Origin of the sequence: Streptomyces sp. NPDC057877 (assembly GCF_042796855.1) — a bacterium.
Classification (GTDB): Bacteria; Actinomycetota; Actinomycetes; order Streptomycetales; family Streptomycetaceae; genus Streptomyces.
Genome location: NZ_JBHVMS010000004.1, coordinates 369730 through 387043, shown reverse-complemented (window position 1 = coordinate 387043; position 17314 = coordinate 369730). Strand labels below are relative to the sequence as shown.

11 protein-coding genes, 1 tRNA gene and 1 riboswitch are annotated in these 17314 nt (G+C 70.2%); of the genes, 9 read left to right on the top strand and 3 right to left on the bottom strand.

Going from position 1 to position 17314, the window contains the following annotated elements:
• Positions 1 to 126: 126 nt before the first annotated feature.
• The 3 genes from ACFVQG_RS13310 to ACFVQG_RS13300 all read left to right on the top strand — a co-directional run bounded on the left by ACFVQG_RS13310 (position 127) and on the right by ACFVQG_RS13300 (position 2901).
• A tRNA-Arg gene (locus tag ACFVQG_RS13310) sits at positions 127 to 199 on the top strand.
• Between the two features lie 413 nt (positions 200 to 612).
• Positions 613 to 1719: a hypothetical protein gene (locus tag ACFVQG_RS13305; protein WP_383381722.1), complete on the top strand. Its 1107-nt coding sequence runs from the start codon at positions 613 to 615 to the stop codon at positions 1717 to 1719.
• A 207-nt stretch (positions 1720 to 1926) separates the two neighbouring features.
• Positions 1927 to 2012: riboswitch (ZMP/ZTP riboswitch) on the top strand.
• 22 nt (positions 2013 to 2034) lie between these two features.
• Positions 2035 to 2901 carry a bifunctional 5,10-methylenetetrahydrofolate dehydrogenase/5,10-methenyltetrahydrofolate cyclohydrolase gene (locus tag ACFVQG_RS13300; RefSeq protein ID WP_383380756.1) on the top strand — a complete coding sequence of 289 codons (867 nt, stop codon included), beginning with the start codon at positions 2035 to 2037 and terminating at the stop codon, positions 2899 to 2901.
• A 453-nt stretch (positions 2902 to 3354) separates the two neighbouring features.
• On the opposite strand, the gene ACFVQG_RS13295 is transcribed toward ACFVQG_RS13300, so the two are convergent.
• Positions 3355 to 4125, bottom strand: a complete 771-nt coding sequence (locus ACFVQG_RS13295) for a hypothetical protein (protein WP_383380753.1) — start codon at positions 4123 to 4125, stop codon at positions 3355 to 3357.
• Between the two features lie 284 nt (positions 4126 to 4409).
• Between ACFVQG_RS13295 and ACFVQG_RS13290 the strand changes: the two genes are divergently transcribed.
• Positions 4410 to 5309, top strand: a complete 900-nt coding sequence (locus ACFVQG_RS13290) for a hypothetical protein (RefSeq protein WP_383380750.1) — start codon at positions 4410 to 4412, stop codon at positions 5307 to 5309.
• A gap of 275 nt (positions 5310 to 5584) precedes the next feature.
• Here the strand turns inward: ACFVQG_RS13290 and ACFVQG_RS13285 are convergent, their stop codons facing one another.
• Positions 5585 to 5995, bottom strand: a complete 411-nt coding sequence (locus ACFVQG_RS13285) for a type II toxin-antitoxin system VapC family toxin (RefSeq protein WP_383380747.1) — start codon at positions 5993 to 5995, stop codon at positions 5585 to 5587.
• A gap of 859 nt (positions 5996 to 6854) precedes the next feature.
• On the opposite strand from ACFVQG_RS13285, the gene selD reads away from it, so the two are divergent.
• Complete coding sequence (selD, locus tag ACFVQG_RS13280) at positions 6855 to 7919, top strand: selenide, water dikinase SelD (protein WP_383380744.1); 1065 nt, start codon at positions 6855 to 6857, stop codon at positions 7917 to 7919.
• Here selD and ACFVQG_RS13275 read toward each other — a convergent pair.
• Positions 7903 to 8562: an ArsR/SmtB family transcription factor gene (locus ACFVQG_RS13275; RefSeq protein WP_383380741.1), complete on the bottom strand. Its 660-nt coding sequence runs from the start codon at positions 8560 to 8562 to the stop codon at positions 7903 to 7905. The two genes, selD and ACFVQG_RS13275, sit on opposite strands and share 17 nt — an antisense overlap.
• A 202-nt stretch (positions 8563 to 8764) precedes the next feature.
• On the opposite strand from ACFVQG_RS13275, the gene ACFVQG_RS13270 reads away from it, so the two are divergent.
• The 4 genes from ACFVQG_RS13270 to fxsT all read left to right on the top strand — a co-directional run bounded on the left by ACFVQG_RS13270 (position 8765) and on the right by fxsT (position 17294).
• Positions 8765 to 9970 carry a hypothetical protein gene (locus ACFVQG_RS13270; RefSeq protein ID WP_383380739.1) on the top strand — a complete coding sequence of 402 codons (1206 nt, stop codon included), beginning with the start codon at positions 8765 to 8767 and terminating at the stop codon, positions 9968 to 9970.
• 103 nt (positions 9971 to 10073) lie between these two features.
• Positions 10074 to 11702 (top strand): hypothetical protein, encoded by a 1629-nt coding sequence (locus ACFVQG_RS13265; protein WP_383380736.1) that lies wholly within the window; start codon positions 10074 to 10076, stop codon positions 11700 to 11702.
• On the top strand, positions 11699 to 12778 hold the full coding sequence (locus ACFVQG_RS13260) for an AAA family ATPase (RefSeq protein WP_383380733.1): 1080 nt from the start codon (positions 11699 to 11701) through the stop codon (positions 12776 to 12778). The genes ACFVQG_RS13265 and ACFVQG_RS13260 overlap by 4 nt, the downstream gene beginning before the upstream one ends.
• Complete coding sequence (fxsT, locus tag ACFVQG_RS13255) at positions 12771 to 17294, top strand: FxSxx-COOH system tetratricopeptide repeat protein (protein WP_383380731.1); 4524 nt, start codon at positions 12771 to 12773, stop codon at positions 17292 to 17294. Before ACFVQG_RS13260 ends, fxsT begins: the two co-directional genes overlap by 8 nt.
• Positions 17295 to 17314: the final 20 nt, after the last annotated feature.

The following is a 17314-nucleotide window of genomic DNA, read 5'->3' as shown; positions in this document are numbered from 1 at the left end:
CGAACCTCCACATCGAGCCACGGAGGCGAAGCGACAGGGACATGGATCCGGGAGCCCTATCCTTGTCCCCGGCAGCGTCAAGGATCAGCCCACACCCGGGCACCACGACAGAGGCCACCACACCAGGCCCCCGTAGCTCAGTGGATAGAGCAGGCGCCTTCTAAGCGCTTGGCCGCAGGTTCGAGTCCTGCCGGGGGCGCCCTCTTTCCGCCCTCCCATCGGGAGGGCATTTTTGCTGTTCAGGGCCGTTTATCGGGCCCGGCCGAGCAGCTTCGCGGGTGCGGGTGGATCCTCGGGCGGAGCTGGCTGGTGTCCGGCTGGAGACGATCTCGTCCGGCCCTCGGCGGGTGCCCTTCCCGAAGACTTCCCGAAGTTTCGGTGCGCTCTCTTGCCGTCGAACCGCTCACCAACGCCACGGTCTGTGGTCGGCCCACAAGCATCGCCCTCGGCCGCGCAGACGTGCGCCCGCGTCATCGGCGGCGGCTGGCACTCACCCCCGCTGCGTCGACGCTCCCTGACTGTGGCAGGTGCCATTGCCAGACGGATGAAAACACGTTGGCGGGCCACCTCTGAGCTGCGACCATGCAGCTGTATCCCTTACGGAGGGTGCCTTTGTTCGTTTTCAGTTGTGCGCGTTGCGGTGTCGAGCTGACAGTCCCTTTGTCCCAGGTCTCCCTTCCGTCCCATGCCCGTCAGAAGTACGGGAATGGGGTCCAACTACCGGTACTCATGGAGGCAGGGACGTTTGCCGTGGACCCGGACCCATGGGGAGGGCCATGGCGGATGGGGGACGAGATCGATCCGGGCGAGGCGGAGGCACGCGGCATCTACGCGCCGGTCTACGCCCTGTCCGACAACACGCCCGGGGCAATCGTCATTGCTCCCGGTGACATCCGCGGTACCCGGCTGATTCCCGAGAAACGCGGCGGTGCCTGCTGTGGCCTCGACGGGGCCGAGGGGCCCAACATGGCCTGCGAGGCGTGCGACCTGCCCGTAGCAACAAGGGTCGACGACTGCTCGCTCTGGCAGGCAGTGCGGCTCAGCTCAGACGCCGTGCGCCGCGTCCTCGTCGACGGCGTCCGCACCGCGCCGTTCTCCTGGACGGAATTGGCAGAGAGGGCGGAGCGCACGCCCCCGTTCGAGCCGATCGGCACATGGGGAGGACGGTCTGGGTCGAGTCACTACTGGTCGTGGAGTCCTCAATGGGAGGCGGCAGCCGGCCAGGCGCTCGCCCACCTGTTGGTGGCCTCCAAAGGGCAGCCCGTGAAGGTCCCGGGCGGTCTGACCGCGGACGTGTTCCAACGCGCGCTCGACGCCTTGCTGCCCGCAGCCCCGCCAACGCGGCACGCCGTCCTGGCCGGACCGGGAGAACCCTCCGCCAGTGCGGGAGTCGACATCCTCCTCGTACCGGTCCATCCTCAGACGGGTCAGACCTGGACCCCCGCCGGCCCGGCGGCATCGGCGTACCCGGTGCCCCTGCCGCTGGGGGTGTGGCTGTGGCTGGTCTCCCCCGAGCCGTACCTGCCTGTTCCCGCGTCGGGCGGCATACCCCAGGACGTACTCCGCGACGACCCGCTCCCTCCGCGCCCCAACTACCTGTTCCGGGCCGACCGGGGCACGTTCGAGCACACCTTGGTCCGGCTACCAGCCGTTCGCAGCCCGTGGATACGCACGATCCTCGAGAACCTCACGCAGGATGCATCGGTCGACATCTTCTAGCCGCCGCATGGCAAGCGGACAGCGCCACCCGCCTGGCTTCGTTCACTTCCTGCAGCATCTGTCTGTGAGTTCGGGAGGTATCCGACAGGTGGAAGCGCGTCTGGGATGTTCACGTGACATGACGTCACTGCAGGAGGTGCGCCTTCGCAGGTCGCTCCCGGCCGAGCACGCTGGTCGGGTGTGAGCATGCTGCGTCTACTACAGTTCAGCGTGGGCCGTGACTGGCGCTGAGGTGGAGCACCACCGGGGAGCGGTCTGACGAGACGTCGTTGCCGTGCGCCTGGGCGAGTGGTCAGCAACGCCTGGAGGGCAACGATGTCCGCGACTCAGACGGCCCAGCTCATGGATGGCACCAGCCTCGCCAAACGCATCGTCGAAGAGGCTGCTGCCAAGGCGGCAGAGATCTCACGACGAGCGGGGACCAGTCCCTGCCTGGCGACGGTGATGGTGGGAGAGGATCCCGCGTCGGCCACGTACATCCGCATGAAACGGGCGCGGTGCGCGAAGGCAGGCATCCAGTCCCGGCATATCGGTCTGCCCGCCGCCACCACGACCGCCGAACTGATCGACACCCTCGCGGGCCTGTCCAGCGATCCGGAAGTGCACGGGATCCTGTTGCAGCACCCCTGCGGCCCGCACATCGACGAGCGAGCGGCGTTCGAGGCCATCGCTCCGGAGAAGGACGTCGACGGGGTGACGATGCATTCCTTCGCCGCGATGAGCTTCGCGCTGCCGGGATTCGTGTCCTGCACTCCGGGCGGGATCATGCGGTTGCTGGAAGCGTACGACGTCGAACTCGCCGGCAAGCACGCCGTCGTGGTGGGCCGCAGCGCGATTCTCGGCAAACCGGCCGGGATGCTCCTGCTCGCCAAGGACGCGACGGTCACGTACTGCCACTCCCGCACGGCTGGCCTGTCGGCGATCGTCCGGGAAGCGGATGTCGTGGTAGCAGCCGTGGGACGGCCTCGGCTGATCCGCGGTGAGGACGTCAAACCCGGCGCGGTCGTGATCGACGCCGGCTACAACCCGGGCAACGTCGGAGACGTGGACTACGACACCGCCCTCACCCGAGCTCGTCTGATCACTCCGGTTCCCGGTGGCGTTGGGCCGATGACCATTGCCGTCCTGCTCGCGCAGACCGTGGAAGCCGCCGCGAGCCAGCTCGGCATGCAGCGTCGCTGACGCCTCGCCAGCCCGGTGATGCCGTGTCAGCAAGGTCGTCGCTCGGAGCGAGAGCCCGCGTGTCGGCCTGGCGGGCGGTTCTGCTGATGGCGGCTCGCTGCCTGTGAGGGCGGTAAGCCGCCGAGAAGGCGTGGCCTGCGGATGCGTCAGCGCCCGGTGGTCCCGCCGGTTCAGCGGTCGACGTCGTAGGACCGCCTCGTTGCAGCCATCCAAACGATGGCAAATCGGCATACGGGTTGAAGGGGCGCTGGATATCAGATCATCCTTGCCGTCATGAGTCTCGTCTCCACCTCCTTCGATGTGCCCGACATGGCCGACTACGCCCACGACTGGGCTCTGGTCGACGTGGAGACTGCCGCTCGGTGAGGGGCTCCTTGGCCATCTCTGTCTCCTGCTCGCATACCGCGGACGATACTGTCGCCGACCAAGCGCGCATATCGTCCCGTGGATGGGTCAGCCGGGCGGCTGCATCCTGCGGAACTCCGCCACTGGGATCTCGAACTGTGCCTCGATCTTCGTGGCGTCCTTCTCCCGGCCGGCTTGCCGGAGCATGCCGACGGCCTGCTCCACGATCCTGCCGAGCCTGACGACCTCCGCCCGCAGGATGTGAAGTTCGGCATCGGGCTCGACTGCCTGCGCACCGCACCACTGCCGTACGAGGTCTCGGGCAGGCTTGAACTCCCTGTCGGCCTGGGCGCAGACCTCGGGGCTGAAGTGATGCCCCTCCCGTTTGCCCCGCCCCGGGGTGTACGAGCCGTAGATCGCTTCCCTTTGAGCCCGTTGCTCCTCGCGTGCCACCTCTGCCATGACCTGCTCGGCGTGCAGGGTGGCGCCCTTGCGAGCGCACGCCAGGGTCGCCGACCAGGGCGCCTCCGCACTCCCGTCATCGTGAAACACCGTCAACGGATCACCAGTGAGGAACTCGGCACTCTCCTCCAGCGCCTCGGCGAACGCCGTCACGTCGTAGACGTACAAGACGCCGTCGCCGTGCCGCGAATAGCCGACCCTCGCCAGCTCGTCCCACGGGCAGACCTCGAAGACGGTGTCCACCGCACGGCGTTCGGGAACATCACGAGAAGGTGTAGCAGCGCTGAGTTCTTTCCAGCGGCGTTCTCTCTCAAGCCAGCGGTCGACCTGTTCCCAGGGAACGCGCAGCTGAGAAGGCGGTACCCAAGCTTCACGCCCCTCCTCCTCGTCTGCGGTGAAGCGGACCTTGACGCGCACCGGACACTTGGTGCCAAGACGAAGCACCTCCACCCGAGCGACCGGGTCATGCGCCCGGGCACAGTGCGCCCAGAACTCCCCTACTTCCATCGCCACATCCCGTGGGTCCGGATGCGAAGGCATTCGCAGGACGGCGCACGGTTTCGCCGGGAATCGTGATCCAGCGGTATAAGGGCGCAATGCGCTCATGAGCGCGGCAGAGCCGGTCGTCTCGGCTCGCCCTACGGCGTTTGAGTACGGCGCCCGGTCTGCTCCGCCGCCGCGGCGGCGATAGTGTCCCCCGCGTGAGCGAGTACCAGTACTACGAGTTCCAGGCCCTCGACCGGCCGCTCAGCCGCGAGGAACAGGAGCAGTTGCGGGCTGTCTCCACCCGGGCGCGGATCACCGCCACCAGCTTCACCAACACCTACAACTGGGGTGACCTGAGCGGAAATCCGCGCAGCATGGTGGAGCGCTATTTCGACGCCCACCTGTACGTCACCAATTGGGGCACCCACCGACTGATGCTCCGCCTGCCCAAACAGACCCTGGACCTGCCCGCAGTGCGGCCGTACCGCCTCGACCACCACGTCGACGCCTGGACCACCCGCACCCACCTCGTGCTTGACCTCACCAGCGAGGACGAGGGCGGCGACTGGATCGAGGGCGCCGACGACTCACTGGCCGCCCTCATCGGCGTCCGTGACGAACTCGCCACCGGCGATCTGCGCCCCCTCTACCTCGCCTGGCTCTCCGCACTCGCCGCCTGGGAACTCGAAGACGACGACGAAGAGGAGTACCAGACCTGCCCTGAGCCGCCCGTCCCGGCCGGGCTCGGCGAGCTGACCGCACCGCAGCACGCGCTCGCGGACTTCCTGCGCGTGGACGCCGATCTCCTTGCGGTCGCGGCCCAGGCCAGTCCCACCGCGCCGAAGGAGCCGCTCAGGCCCACGAAGAAGGAACTCGCCCCGCTGATCGCCGCTCTCCCCCAGCAGGAGAAGGACGCCCTGCTGCTGCGGCTCGCCCTCGGCCCAGAGCCCCAACTGCGCACCGACCTCCTGTACCGCCTGCGCGGCATGACAGCACCCATCGCGGCCCCCGGCGACCGGTCCGCTGCGCACCTCCTGGACGCTGCCCACGCCCTGCGTACGAGCCTCGGCAGCGTGCAGAACAGGAGCGGGCCGAAGCCCGTGGCCGACGCCTGACCGCCCTCGCACACGAGGTCGAAGCCCTCTGGCAGCAGGTACGGGCCCACATCGCCACCAAGAAGACGAGCGCCTACGACCGGGCCGCCACCCTCCTTACGGAACTGCGCGACGCGTACACACACCGGACGTGACAAGGACTTCTGGCAGCGCCTTGCCAGCCTGCGCGAGGACAATCAGCGTCATCCCGGCCTGACCCACCGCCTCGACCGCCACGGCCTCCGATAAGCCGCTCGTTCCCGACCCTGGGCGGGCCGGGCTGTTCCCTCCCCGCTTCAGGGAAGCAGCGTGAACGCGGGAACGTGATCGGGCACAAGCGCCCGGAAATGCCGGTGGTCGAGCGTCGCGACATCCGTCAGCTTCAGCCGCTCCGCCACAGCGACCACCGAAGCGTCAGCCACGCCCAGCGGAAAGCCCCGATAGCGGCGCATCAGCTCCACGATCCGTGCCATGTCCCGCTCATCGGGGAACACCTGCACCAAGTCACCGCCGACGACGGACTCCACCAGATTGATCTCGGCCTCGGCACCCAGATACTTGCCGACCAGATAGCAGCACTCGGTCAGCACGTACGGGGTGACAACGAGGTCACCGTCGTACGACTCCAGGAGTTCGGCACAGCGCTCATGATCAGGATCGTTGCGGTTGAGGGAGGCGACGAGCGGACCGGAAACAACGATCAGCATCGTCCTCGCCGATCTCCGCCCGTACGACGTCCTTCGCCCGGGCACCGAGATCGGTCGCCGGACCATCGAAGCTCCGCAGTATCCGGAACCGGCTCGGCGCGGGCCTGACCAGACGCAGAGCGTGGCGGCGCAACTCCTCCGCCTGCTCGGGCTCCAAGTGATCAATGAGCTCGTGCAGGTCACTGTAGTCATGCGCCGAGGTCATGACCGCTCCCTCTCCGCCCTGCCGTACGTCCACGATAGCGTCGCCATGCCTGCCGCGGTGACCGCGATGTCGCGGCCCGGAGCCCTCCCCGCAGACTCCCGGCACAAGAGGCCACGCGACTGACCCCGGAGCGATCACCACGGGAGAAGCCAGCGGCGCCGGCACCGCCAGCGACAGCCTGATCGTGCGGCTCCCGCAGGCGCCGAGCACTGCGGGACCAGCCGCGCCCGCCCCTCGACCGCCATCGTGGCGCAAGTGCGCAGGTCAGCGCCGTACACACAGCCAGCCTTGTTTTGTGGCTCCTGCCGGGGGCGCCACGCAGGAGGACGGCGCCAGCGGCTTCCGCTCGACCGGTCATCCTGCCGGTGCCGCGAGCGGGACGGTCGGCCCTCGCGCGGGGCACGTCCTAAGACAGCATGGCAGGCACTCCGCGGCCCCTTGACGGCTGTTACGCCGCCCGCCTCGCCCATCTCGCCGGTCCACCGGTGGATCACGGTCACCTACGTCGCCGACTTCCTCGATCGCGTGGGCACGGGCGGTCAGTCGATCGCCTCACGGTCTCCTCGTCGTCCATCGCGCTCGGCGGCCACCCGTCACGGCCAACCCCCTGCTAGCGTCACAAGAACGCCCACCCCCGAGATCATCGGAGCCCCGATGCCCTCACCCCCCACGCCCCACCTCCCCCGCCTCACCACCCTCTCCCCCGGCGGCGGCTGCGCCTGCAAGCTCCCCATGGGCAAGTTGGAGTCCCTCCTCTCCCCCCTGACTGCCAGTCTCCAGCCCGCCTCCGGGAACCTGCTCGTCGGCGCCCTCGAAGGCGACGACGCGGCGGTGCTCAGGCTCGACGACGAGCGGGCGATCGTGCTCACCACGGACTTCTTCACACCGATCGTCGACGATCCGGCGGACTGGGGCCGGATCGCCGCCGCCAACGCGCTGTCGGACGTCTATGCGATGGGCGGCACCCCCCTCATCGCCGTCAACCTGGCCGCCTGGCCGGGCGGCGAACTGCCCGTCGAGATGCTGGGCGAGGTGCTGCGCGGCGGGGCCGAGGTCGCGGCGTCCGCGAACTGCCCGGTGGTCGGCGGGCACACCGTGGACGACCCGGTCCCGAAGTACGGCATGGCCGTCGTCGGGCTCGCCCACCCCGACCGCCTCTTCAGGCTCGACGGCCTGGCGGAGGGCGATCAGCTCGTGCTCACCAAGGCGCTCGGCACCGGAGTCGTCTCCACCGCGCTGAAGAAGGGCGCCGTGGCCGACGGCACCGTCCGGGCGGCCGTCGACTCCATGACGCTGCTGAACGCGGGTGCCGCTACGGCGGCCCTGGCGGCCGGGGTGCGGGCGGCTACCGACGTCACCGGCTTCGGGCTGCTGGGCCATCTGCACCGTATGCTGCGCGCCAGTGGACTGGCCGCGACGATCGACGCGGAGCGCGTGCCGTTGCTGCCGCGGGTCGGGGAACTCGTCGCCCGGGGCTTCGTCTCCGGCGGTACCCGCGCCAACATGAACCGCCTTCAGGACGCCGTCACCGTCGAGGAGTCCGTCCCCGAGACGCTGGCGGTCCTCCTGCACGACGCCCAGACCTCCGGCGGCCTGCTGCTCGCCCGGCCAGAGGGTGACACCGCCCTGGTGGACTCCCTGGAGGGGCAGGGTCTGCCCGCCGCCGTCATCGGCCGGGTCACCGCCGGGGCCCCGGGCACCGTCACCGTCCGGCGGTGACCGGCAGTCCGTCCACCCGCCACTCCAGCATCCCGTCCGCCAGTCGGCGCGCCGTGCGCCCACGCTCCCTGAGCAGCCGTACGGCGTCATGCGCCAGGACGCAGTACCTGCCCCGGCAGTAGGCCACGACCTCCCGGTCCTCCGGCAGCGCGGCCAGCCGCTCGTCCAGCTCCTCCAGGGGCACGTTGAGCGCACCCGGGATATGGCCCGACAGGTACTCCTCGTGGCTGCGTACGTCCAGCACGGTCACGCTGCCCTCCGCGACCCTGGCCAGGAGTTCCTCCCGGTCGACGGCCTCGGTCTCCTCGCCGAGGTAGGCCGCGCGGGCCCGCTCGGTCTCGGCCAGGTGCCGCTGGGCCACGCCGCGGACGAGGACGCAGAGGGCGGCGACGTCCTCGCCGGAGAGCCGGTAGTACACCCGGGTGCCCTCCCGGCGGGTGGCGACGACTCCGGCGCGCTTGAGGGCCTGGAGGTGCGCGGAGGCGGTGGTCAGGCCCAGACCGGCCGCCCTGGCCAGCGAGTCGACGGTCCGCTCGCCCTGCGCGATCAGATCGAGCAGTTCCAGCCGCTTGCCGCTGCCGAGGGCCTTGCCGACGCGGGCGAACTGCTCGTAGAGATCCGCCTTGAGCCGCGTGTCTCCCATGTCCACTCGTCCCACTTCTCCGGTACTCCAAGGATTTGAGGAGCACGCTAGCAGGGGCCCCCGCAGGGGCTCCCCCGGCAGTCGACGGGTGAGATCAGGCCGACCCACGCACAGGACCACCCTCCCCCACAACCCCCTCTTGTGACCGACCAGTTCATGGGGCACGCTCCAAGACCCGGACCGCCATCTCGGAGGCACCCCCATGACCAGCGTGCTCCTCATCCACGGCACGGGCGTGCGTGCCCCGGCCTACGCCTCGGCGCTGCGTGCCGTGCGGGCCGGGCTGGCCCGGGTGCGGCCCGATGTCACCGTGGCCGAGTGCGACTGGGGGTCGGCGCTGGGGTCGTATCTGCGGGCGGACGGCGCGTCGATCCCCGGCTACCGCCCCCAGAAGACCGACACCACCCCCAGACGGGCCCCGGAGGACGAGGAACGGGCCCGCTGGGCGCTGCTGTACGCCGAGCCGGACGCGGAGCTGACGCTGTTCGCCCTCAGCGGGCCCTCGAACCGCACGGCTCCCTTCGTGCCGGGCGCCGTCCCGGGTGGGCAGCGGCTGTGGCAGGAGACGGAGACGGTCGCCGACGCCGTACGCGACGCCTGGAAGGCCGCCGGACTCGCCGGGCAACTGGACGATGTCGTACGCGAGTTACGGGCCTCGGCCGTCTTCCGCTCCGCCTGCGACGCCCCGGACGGCGGTGGGCCCGGCCGCGGTCTGCCCCGGCTGACCGGGCGTTCGCTGGTCGCCCGGGCGCTGGTGCGGCTGCCGGAGGGGCCAGGGGCCGTGCCGGTGGCGGAGCGGGACGCGGCGGTGGACGCGGTCACCGACGCGCTCGGCGGGGACGAGCGCGGGCTGGCGGACGTCGTCGGCCGCTCCCTGGGGGCCTTCGCGCGGCTGGCCGAGCGGTCGGGCGGCTCCCGGCTGGTCGTCAGCAGGCGCGGGGCGATCAGCGAGCACGGGCTGGGCTTCTCCGGAGACATCCTCAGCTACCTCGTACGCGGCGAGGCGGTCCGCGCCTACGTCGCCGAGCTGGCCCGCGCGCTGCCCGCGCCGGTCGTCCTGCTGGGCCACAGCCTCGGCGGGGTGATCGCCTTCGACCTGCTGGCGGCCCGCCAGCCGCTGCCGCCCCACATCGCCCAGCTCATCACCGTCGGCTCCCAGGCACCCCTCCTCTATGAACTGGACGCCCTTCCCTCCCGTCCCTACGGCACCGGCCTCCCGGCGCGGTTCCCCGAGTGGCTCAACGTGTACGACCCCCGCGATCTGCTCTCCTTCCTCGGCTCCCCGATCTTCGGCTCCCGGGTACGGGACGTGGAGGTGGACAATGGACAGCCGGTGTCAGCCGCCCACGGCGCCTACTGGGCCAACCCGCGCCTGTACGAACTTCTGGCCCAGGCCCTTCCCGAATGACGCGGGTGTTCCGGGATGATGAGGGTGTCGGGCAGTGCGAGGGGGAACGCACGTGCAGCAAAGGCCTTGGAAACACTCGGCGCGACAACGGGTCCTCAGCGCGATGGTCGACGCCCTGGGCACCTCCGCCGCGCTGGCCGACCCGCGGGGGCGGCTGCAGTGGGCCCGTGAACTGGCGGCGGAGTTCGAGGGTCTGGAGCTGACCGGTTTCCCGACGCCACGCCAGGAGTTCGTGGAGGCCGTACGGCTGTGCAGCCGCACCGAGGGCGGCCTCGAGGGGCTGGTGGACATCACCGAGTTCCTCGCCCCCGCCCTCTCCGCGCGGCTGCGTCCGCTGCTCGACGAGTGGTACGCCACCGATCTGTACGAGGGCCGGGACTGGACGGCGCTGCGGGCCGGACTGGACTTCTCACTGCCGGAGTTGCCCGCGCTGATCGCCGAGGTCAGCGGCGACCGGGTGCGGCTGCCCACGTACTGCACCTCGGTGTGGCACGCCTTCGTCCACCTCGCCTGCCACAACGCGCCCGTGGGCGGGCTCGAACCCAGCATGGTGCTGCTGGAACACCTGATGCTGCGCACGGAGGCCGCGGCCCTCGTCGGTGAGATACGCGCGTGGAACGACCACTTCGCGGCGGCCTGGGGCACGGAGAGCGGCCCGGCCGGGCTGCGCGTGCTCCGCAAGGAACTGGCCGACCGCGACCGGCCCCGTCCACCGCTCCCCATGGACCCGGCGCATGCCGGGCACCCGGTCCACACCATGGACAAGAAGCAGCACACCGAGCAGCTGATCCCCGCCACGGCCACCTCGGCGGCGGCCCCGCAGCCCGACGCCGAGGCCGAACCCCTCTCCGCCGCCCCGGTGATCCGTATGTTCATCAAGGTCGCCCCGGACCTCACCCCGTTCGAGTCCTCGGGGGCGCGAAGGAGGCGGCCGGAGAGCCGCTACCGGCTCTCCTCCCGGGTCCGGTACGTGGAGTCGACCCGGCTGCACCAGGTGGGGCGCGACCCTGAAGCACCCGTTCCGCGCAGCAAGGTCCCGAGCGCCGTCGCCGAGCTGCTGTCCGCGACCGCCGAGCTGTGGCAGTCTCGGGACGAGAACGTCGTCCTGGAGATATTCCTCCCTACCGAGCTGCTCGCGGAACCGGTCGAGTGGTGGAACAGAAATCCTCAACTCGGCCATCCCAACCCGCTGTTGAGTAAATACTCTGAGATTTTCATCCATAGTCTGGAGCGCATGCAGCGACGCGATCTGCATCACGTATGGCGCAGGAGATGGACACGGTGGCGGAGCGACCCGGGGACCGGCCAGGCCCACTGGTGCGATCCCCAGGGGCGGCCCGCCACCGAGCACCTTGAGCTACTGGATGCCCGGATCGGCAAAGAGGAGGGGGTGGTCTGCATGGTGCTCAGTGACACCCCGCGGACCAGGAACGGCATGGGACTGCGGGAGTTACGGCTGGGGCTCGACCACGGCGTGCCGGTGATGGTCTTCCACCGGGAGTCCGCCTCCTCGGAGGCCTTCCTGAGCCTGGTGCAGGAGCTGTTGGCCGGTGAAGGCCTGGCCAATCTGCCGTCCACTGCACGACAGTGGAGGGGCGACGCCGCCGCGGGTGCCGCCGGCCAGCGCGACAAGGCCCTGATCAGACATCTCGGTGTCGTCTGGGACGACCCGCACCACCTCCTCGACGGCGACGCGTGTGCTCCCGCTGCCTTCATAGGGGGGACCGAGTGAACGCGCAGGAGACCAACGCGTTGCCCTACAAGGGCACGGGACGGTCACTTCCCACCGCTCCGTACGAGGAGCGGAGCTGGCCCGAGGGTCCGCGCTGGCGGAGCTTCAACGGCGGCCCGCCCATGCCCGAACCACCCGACGACGACGAGGCGGACCGCCGCCTGGGCCCGGTCACCGTCCCCCGCCAGCCCCCGGCGGAGGAGGTCCGGCTGGTCAACGCCGCCCTGCTGCTGCGCCGCCCGCTGCTGGTGACCGGCCGTCCCGGAGTGGGCAAGTCCGCGCTGGCCTTCCGTATCGCCCGTGAGCTGTCCCTGGGCCGGGTCCTGCAGTGGCCCGTCACCAGCCGCACCACCCTGGCCTCCGGTCTCTTCGAGTACGACGCGATCGGCAGGGCCCAGTCGCGCAACCCGTGGCTCACGCCGCCGCGGGAGGGGGACGGGGACGGTGCCGCGTCGGACGAGGCGGCCCGGGACATCGGCGACTTCATCCAACTGGGCCCGCTCGGCACCGCCCTGCTGCCGTACAGGCTGCCGAGGGTCCTGCTCATCGACGAGATCGACAAGGGGGACGCGGACCTTCCCAACGATCTGCTCACCCTCTTCGAGGACGGCTGGTACGCTGTGCCGCCACTCGTTCGAGTGAGGAAGCAGCACCCCACCGTCACCGTCCACACCGCCGATCCGGGCGGTTTCGCACGCGTCGAGGAAGGCGTGGTCAAAGCCCGGGCCTTCCCCGTTGTGATCATGACTTCCAATGGGGAACGCGCATTTCCCGAAGCGTTCATGCGCCGTTGTCTGCGTTTGGACATGGCAGACCTCGATGCGGAAGGCTTGGCCGAGTTGCTCTCCGCCCACTTCTCCGATCGACTCGGTGACATGCAGGGAAAGTTGATCCGCGCCTTCAAGTCCCACAGCGAGGAATCCTCGGGACTGGCCGCAGACATGCTGCTCAACGCGGCCCACCTGGTCACTTCTGGCGCGTACACCTATTCCGAGGGCGACGACGCCGAGTGGCAGGCGGTGCTGAGCGCCATCTGGCACCCCCTCAACGCCGATGGGGCTGGGCGGAGTGACTGAACACCACCCCGCGTCCGCGGGTCGGGCGGCACGCGGCCCGGCCCCGGACCACCAGCGCCTACGCGTCGGCGACCTGCACTGGCGGGAGGTCGCCGACGCGCTGTGGCTCGTCCGGGAACACCCCGGGCTCGTGGAACCGGACGAGTACGAGCCGGAGCGGGAGGCCGGGACGGACCGGGAGACCGAGGCGGACCGGCCGAGCGAGCCCGGGGGTACCGACGCGCCTGACGCGACCCAGGCGGTGCCGCCCCCCGAGACCGCGCGCCGTCCGGGAGGCGAGGACGAGGACCACGACGACCTCCCCGCCGAGCCACGAACGCCCGAGGCACCCGAGGCCTCCGACCCACCTGACGATCCCGGGACCCCGGACACCGTCGAGGCGCCCCCACGGCCCGCCCCCACCGAGTCCCGCGCCCGCTTACGCCGCTCCCGCCGCCGCACCAGCCGGAGAACGGCCGCCGTCCCGTCCCTCGGCCCGGCCCTGCGCGCGCTGCGGCAGCGGAACCGCACCTCCCCCGTCGGCGAGATCGACGAGGAGCGCACCGGCGAGCAGCTGGCCGAGGCCCCCTGGCTGCCGCCCGTGCTGCGACCGGCGCACGAGGCCCGCTGGAGCGTGGTCCTCGTGGTGGACACCGCCCCCCACATGGTCGCCTGGCGCGGCCTCGCGGCGTCGCTGACCCGGGACCTGCGGCTGTACGGCGGCTTCCGCGGCGTCGAGACCCGGCTGCTGGACACCGCGGACGGAACGCCCGACGGCATCCTGTTACGTGCCCCGGGACATCCGGGGCGGCCCGGCCGCCCGGTGCCGGTGCGCAGTCTCGTGGACCAGTCCGGGTGCCGGATCGTGCTGGTCCTCACCGACGGAATGGCGCCCGCCTGGCACACGGGGGCGGCGCGTGGGGCGCTGGCCGTGTGGGGCAGGTACCAGCCGCTGGCGATCCTGACGCCGTTACCCCAACGCCTGTGGGACCGTACGGGGCTGCTCCCGGAGCGGGTCCGGATGCACGCCGCCGGGCCGGGGGCCGCGGGCGGGGCGCTGACCTGGGAGCTGCTCAATCCGCACGGGGCGAGCGAGTGGTCGGCGCCGCTGCACCCGCGTCGGTCGTTCCCGGTGCCGGTGCTGGAGACGGCCGGTCACTGGGTGGGGCCCTGGGCGCGGTTCGTGGCGGGCACCGAGCCCCGCTGGGCGGAGGCGGCGGCCACGATGGTGGCGCCGGGCGCCAAGCCGATCCCGCTGATGGAGACCGCCCCGCTGGAGGAGAGCCCGGCGCAGAAGGTGGCCCGGTTCCGGGTGTGGGCGTCCCCCGAGTCCTTCGAACTGATGGTCAGGCTGGCGGCGGTCGAGCTGGACCTGCCGGTGATGACGGCGGTGCAGCGCGACATGGTGCCGCCCTCCGGGCCGGTGGAACTGGCCGAGGTCCTCGTCAGCGGACTGATCGAACCACGGCCGGGCCGTCCCGAGTCGTACAGCTTTCTGCCCGGAATCCGTGCGGAACTCCTTGCCGCAAGCACCAAACGTGCCACTCTGCGGGCCTCCCGGCGGGCCGCCGAAGTCCTCGCGCCGAAAAACAGCGCGGCGCGGGAACTGCTCGCCTATTTCGACGGCCGGGAGACCACCGGCCGCACTGAGATCACTCCGGACAACGTCCGTTTCCGAACGACCGAATACGTCGTTCTCAGTTCGCTCGCCGGGCCTCATCTCCGTCGCGCGCACCGAATTCACGGGCTCCTTTCGGCGGCGCACATCCAATCGGATGAACCGACCGGGACCGGAGTGGACACCGAAGTCATAACCGATCATTTAAGAAAAGATTCCGGCATCATGAATACAGCCGACGCCCCAGAGAGCGGAAGCACTACTGAGCTTCTGTCCTCCGTTTCTGATATCCACGGGCAGGTCGAGAGCAGCACACGCCAAGGAGGCACGACAGTGACCACGGTTGCCCATGGGACCGCCACCCCGGCCCCCGAACCCGAGGGCGTCACGCTGGGCAAGCCTCAGGAAGGCGTCTCCTCGCTCCGCCCAGCGGTCCTCAACAACATGCCGCCGCGCAACGCTCTCTTCACCGGGCGGGCCGATCTGCTGCGCATGCTGGAACGCAATCTGGGGCAAGGCCCGACGGCTGTGCTGCCGCATGCCCTGCATGGAATGGGCGGCGTGGGAAAGTCACAGCTCGCCCTTGAGTACGTATACCGGAATGCCACCCGCTATGACGTCGTGTGGTGGATTCCCGCCGAACGGCCCACGCAGATCGCACAGGCCCTGGTGGAACTCGCCCAGCGCCTCGGTCTGCGGATGACCTCGGAGGCCAACACCGCCGTGCCCGCGGTCCTGGAGGCGCTGCGCACCGGTCACCCGTACAGCAACTGGCTCCTGGTCTTCGACAACGCCGAGAGCCCGGAGGCGGTGCGCAACTACTTCCCCACCAGCCCGGGCAGCGGCCCCATCGGCTCCATCCTGGTCACCTCCCGCAACCCCCAGTGGAACACCCTGGCCCATCCCCTGGAGGTCGACGTCTTCAAACGCGAGGAGTCCATCCACCTCCTCCAGCGCCGCAACCCCGACCTCCCCGACGTCGAGGCCGACCAACTGGCCGCCGTACTCGGCGATCTGCCGCTCGCGGTCGAGCAGGCGTCCGCCTGGCGTGCCGAGACCGGCATGCCGGCCGCCGAGTACCTGCGCCTGTTCGAGGAGAAGCGGGCGGAGCTGATGACGGTCTCCAAGCCCACCCACTACGAGGAGACCGTCGCCACCGCCTGGAACGTCTCCCTGGACCACCTGGAGCGCAAGAACGCCGCCGCCCTCCAACTCCTGCAGGTTTGCGCCTACCTGGCGCCGGAACCCATCTCCCGCTCCCTGTTCTCCCGCGCCCCCGTCGAGCCCATCGCCCCCGACCTGGACCGCGCCCTGACCGACCCGCTGCGTCTGGGCCGCGCCATCCGGGAGATCAACCGCTACTCCCTCGCCAAGATCGACCACCGCACCAACTCGATCCAGATGCACCGTCTGGTCCAGGCGGTGCTGATCGCCCGCATGTCCCAGGAGCAGCGCGACCGGATGCAGAACGGGGCGCACATGCTGCTCGCGGGGGACACGCCGGGGAACCCGCAGGACCCGATCAACTGGGCCAAGTTCGGCGAGCTGTACCCGCACGTCCTGGTGTCGGAGGCCGTACGGTCCCCGTCCCGGCACGTCCGGCAGATGGTGCAGAACGTCGCCGAGTACCTCTTCTACTGGGGCGAGCACGAAGCCGCCCGGGAGTTCGCCCGGAACACCTACGACCTGTGGTGCGAACTGCGCGGCGAGAGCGACGGCCAGACGCTGATGCTCGGCCGTCATCTGCGGTACGTCCTGTCGCAGATGGGCCGGTACGAGGAGGCCGCGGCGGTCGTCCGGCGCATGCGCGCGGTGCTGGAGCAGGCGGACGCCGACACCGACGCGGACGAGGAACTCCTGCGGGTCCTGGCCCTGGCGGCGGGCGACCGCCGCGCCCAGGGCAACTTCAAGGAGGCCCTCAAGATCAACCAAGAGGTCTACCAGCGGGCCATGCGCTACGGCGACGACGAGCCGGAGACCCTGCTGCACGCCCACAACCTCGCCGTCAGCCTCCGCGTCAACGGCAAGTTCAGGGAAGCGCTGGAGCTGGACCAGCAGACCTGGCAGCTCAAGTCGCAGATGTACGGCGAGGAAGCGCTCACCAGCATGCTCACCGAGAGCAGCGTCGCCCTCGACCGTCGCGAACTGGGTGAGTACCTCGCCGCCGTGCGGCTGTTCGAGAGCATCACGGAGCGCTACCGGCAGCAGACCGGTGAGAACCACCCGAACACCCTGCGCAACCTGGCCCGTCTCGGGGTGACCCTCCGCAAGGCGGGACGCCACACCGAGGCCGTGGAGCACACCCGCCGGGCACGCAAGGAACTCCTCAACCGCTACGGCCCGGAGCACCCCGACTCCCTGGTGGCCTCGCTGAACCTCTCCGTGGACCTGCGGCAGCTCAACGAGCTGAAGGAGTCGGTGCAACTGGGCGAGCAGACCAGGGACCTGTACGTCCAGGTCTTCGGCGACGGCCATCCGTACACCATCGAGACGGCCATGGACCTCGCCATCACCTACCGGCTGCTGAACAGGGTCGGCGCGGCCCGCGAACTGAACGAGGCCGCCCTCGCCCGCTGTATCGAGAACCTCGGCGAGGAGCACCCCGACACCCTGGTGTGCCGGATCAACCTGGCCAGCGACATGTTCGCGCACGGCGAGGTGAACGCGGCCCTGGAGATGGACGAGGAGACCCTGCACCACGCGACCGGGATCCTCGGCGCGAAACACCCCACCGTGCTGGTCCTGACCAGCAACGTCGCCCAGGACCTCAAGGCGCTGGGCCGCACGGAGGACGCCGAGGCCCAGCACCAGATCGCCCTGGCCGGTATCGCACAGGTGCTCGGCGAGCAGCACCCCGCCCACGCCGACGCGGCTGCCTGGCAGCGCGCCAACTGCGACATCGACCCCATGCCCATCTAGCGCGGGCCCGTCGGTGCCCG

Excerpts from the sequence above, each read along its gene's own strand:
- ACFVQG_RS13300 (WP_383380756.1), top strand. The coding sequence starts at position 2,035 with ATGTCCGCGACTCAGACGGCCCAGCTCATGGATGGCACCAGCCTCGCC.
- ACFVQG_RS13285 (WP_383380747.1), bottom strand. The coding sequence starts at position 5,995 with ATGCTGATCGTTGTTTCCGGTCCGCTCGTCGCCTCCCTCAACCGCAAC.
- selD (WP_383380744.1), top strand. The coding sequence starts at position 6,855 with ATGCCCTCACCCCCCACGCCCCACCTCCCCCGCCTCACCACCCTCTCC.
- ACFVQG_RS13275 (WP_383380741.1), bottom strand. The coding sequence starts at position 8,562 with ATGGGAGACACGCGGCTCAAGGCGGATCTCTACGAGCAGTTCGCCCGC.
- ACFVQG_RS13270 (WP_383380739.1), top strand. The coding sequence starts at position 8,765 with ATGACCAGCGTGCTCCTCATCCACGGCACGGGCGTGCGTGCCCCGGCC.
- ACFVQG_RS13265 (WP_383380736.1), top strand. The coding sequence starts at position 10,074 with ATGGTCGACGCCCTGGGCACCTCCGCCGCGCTGGCCGACCCGCGGGGG.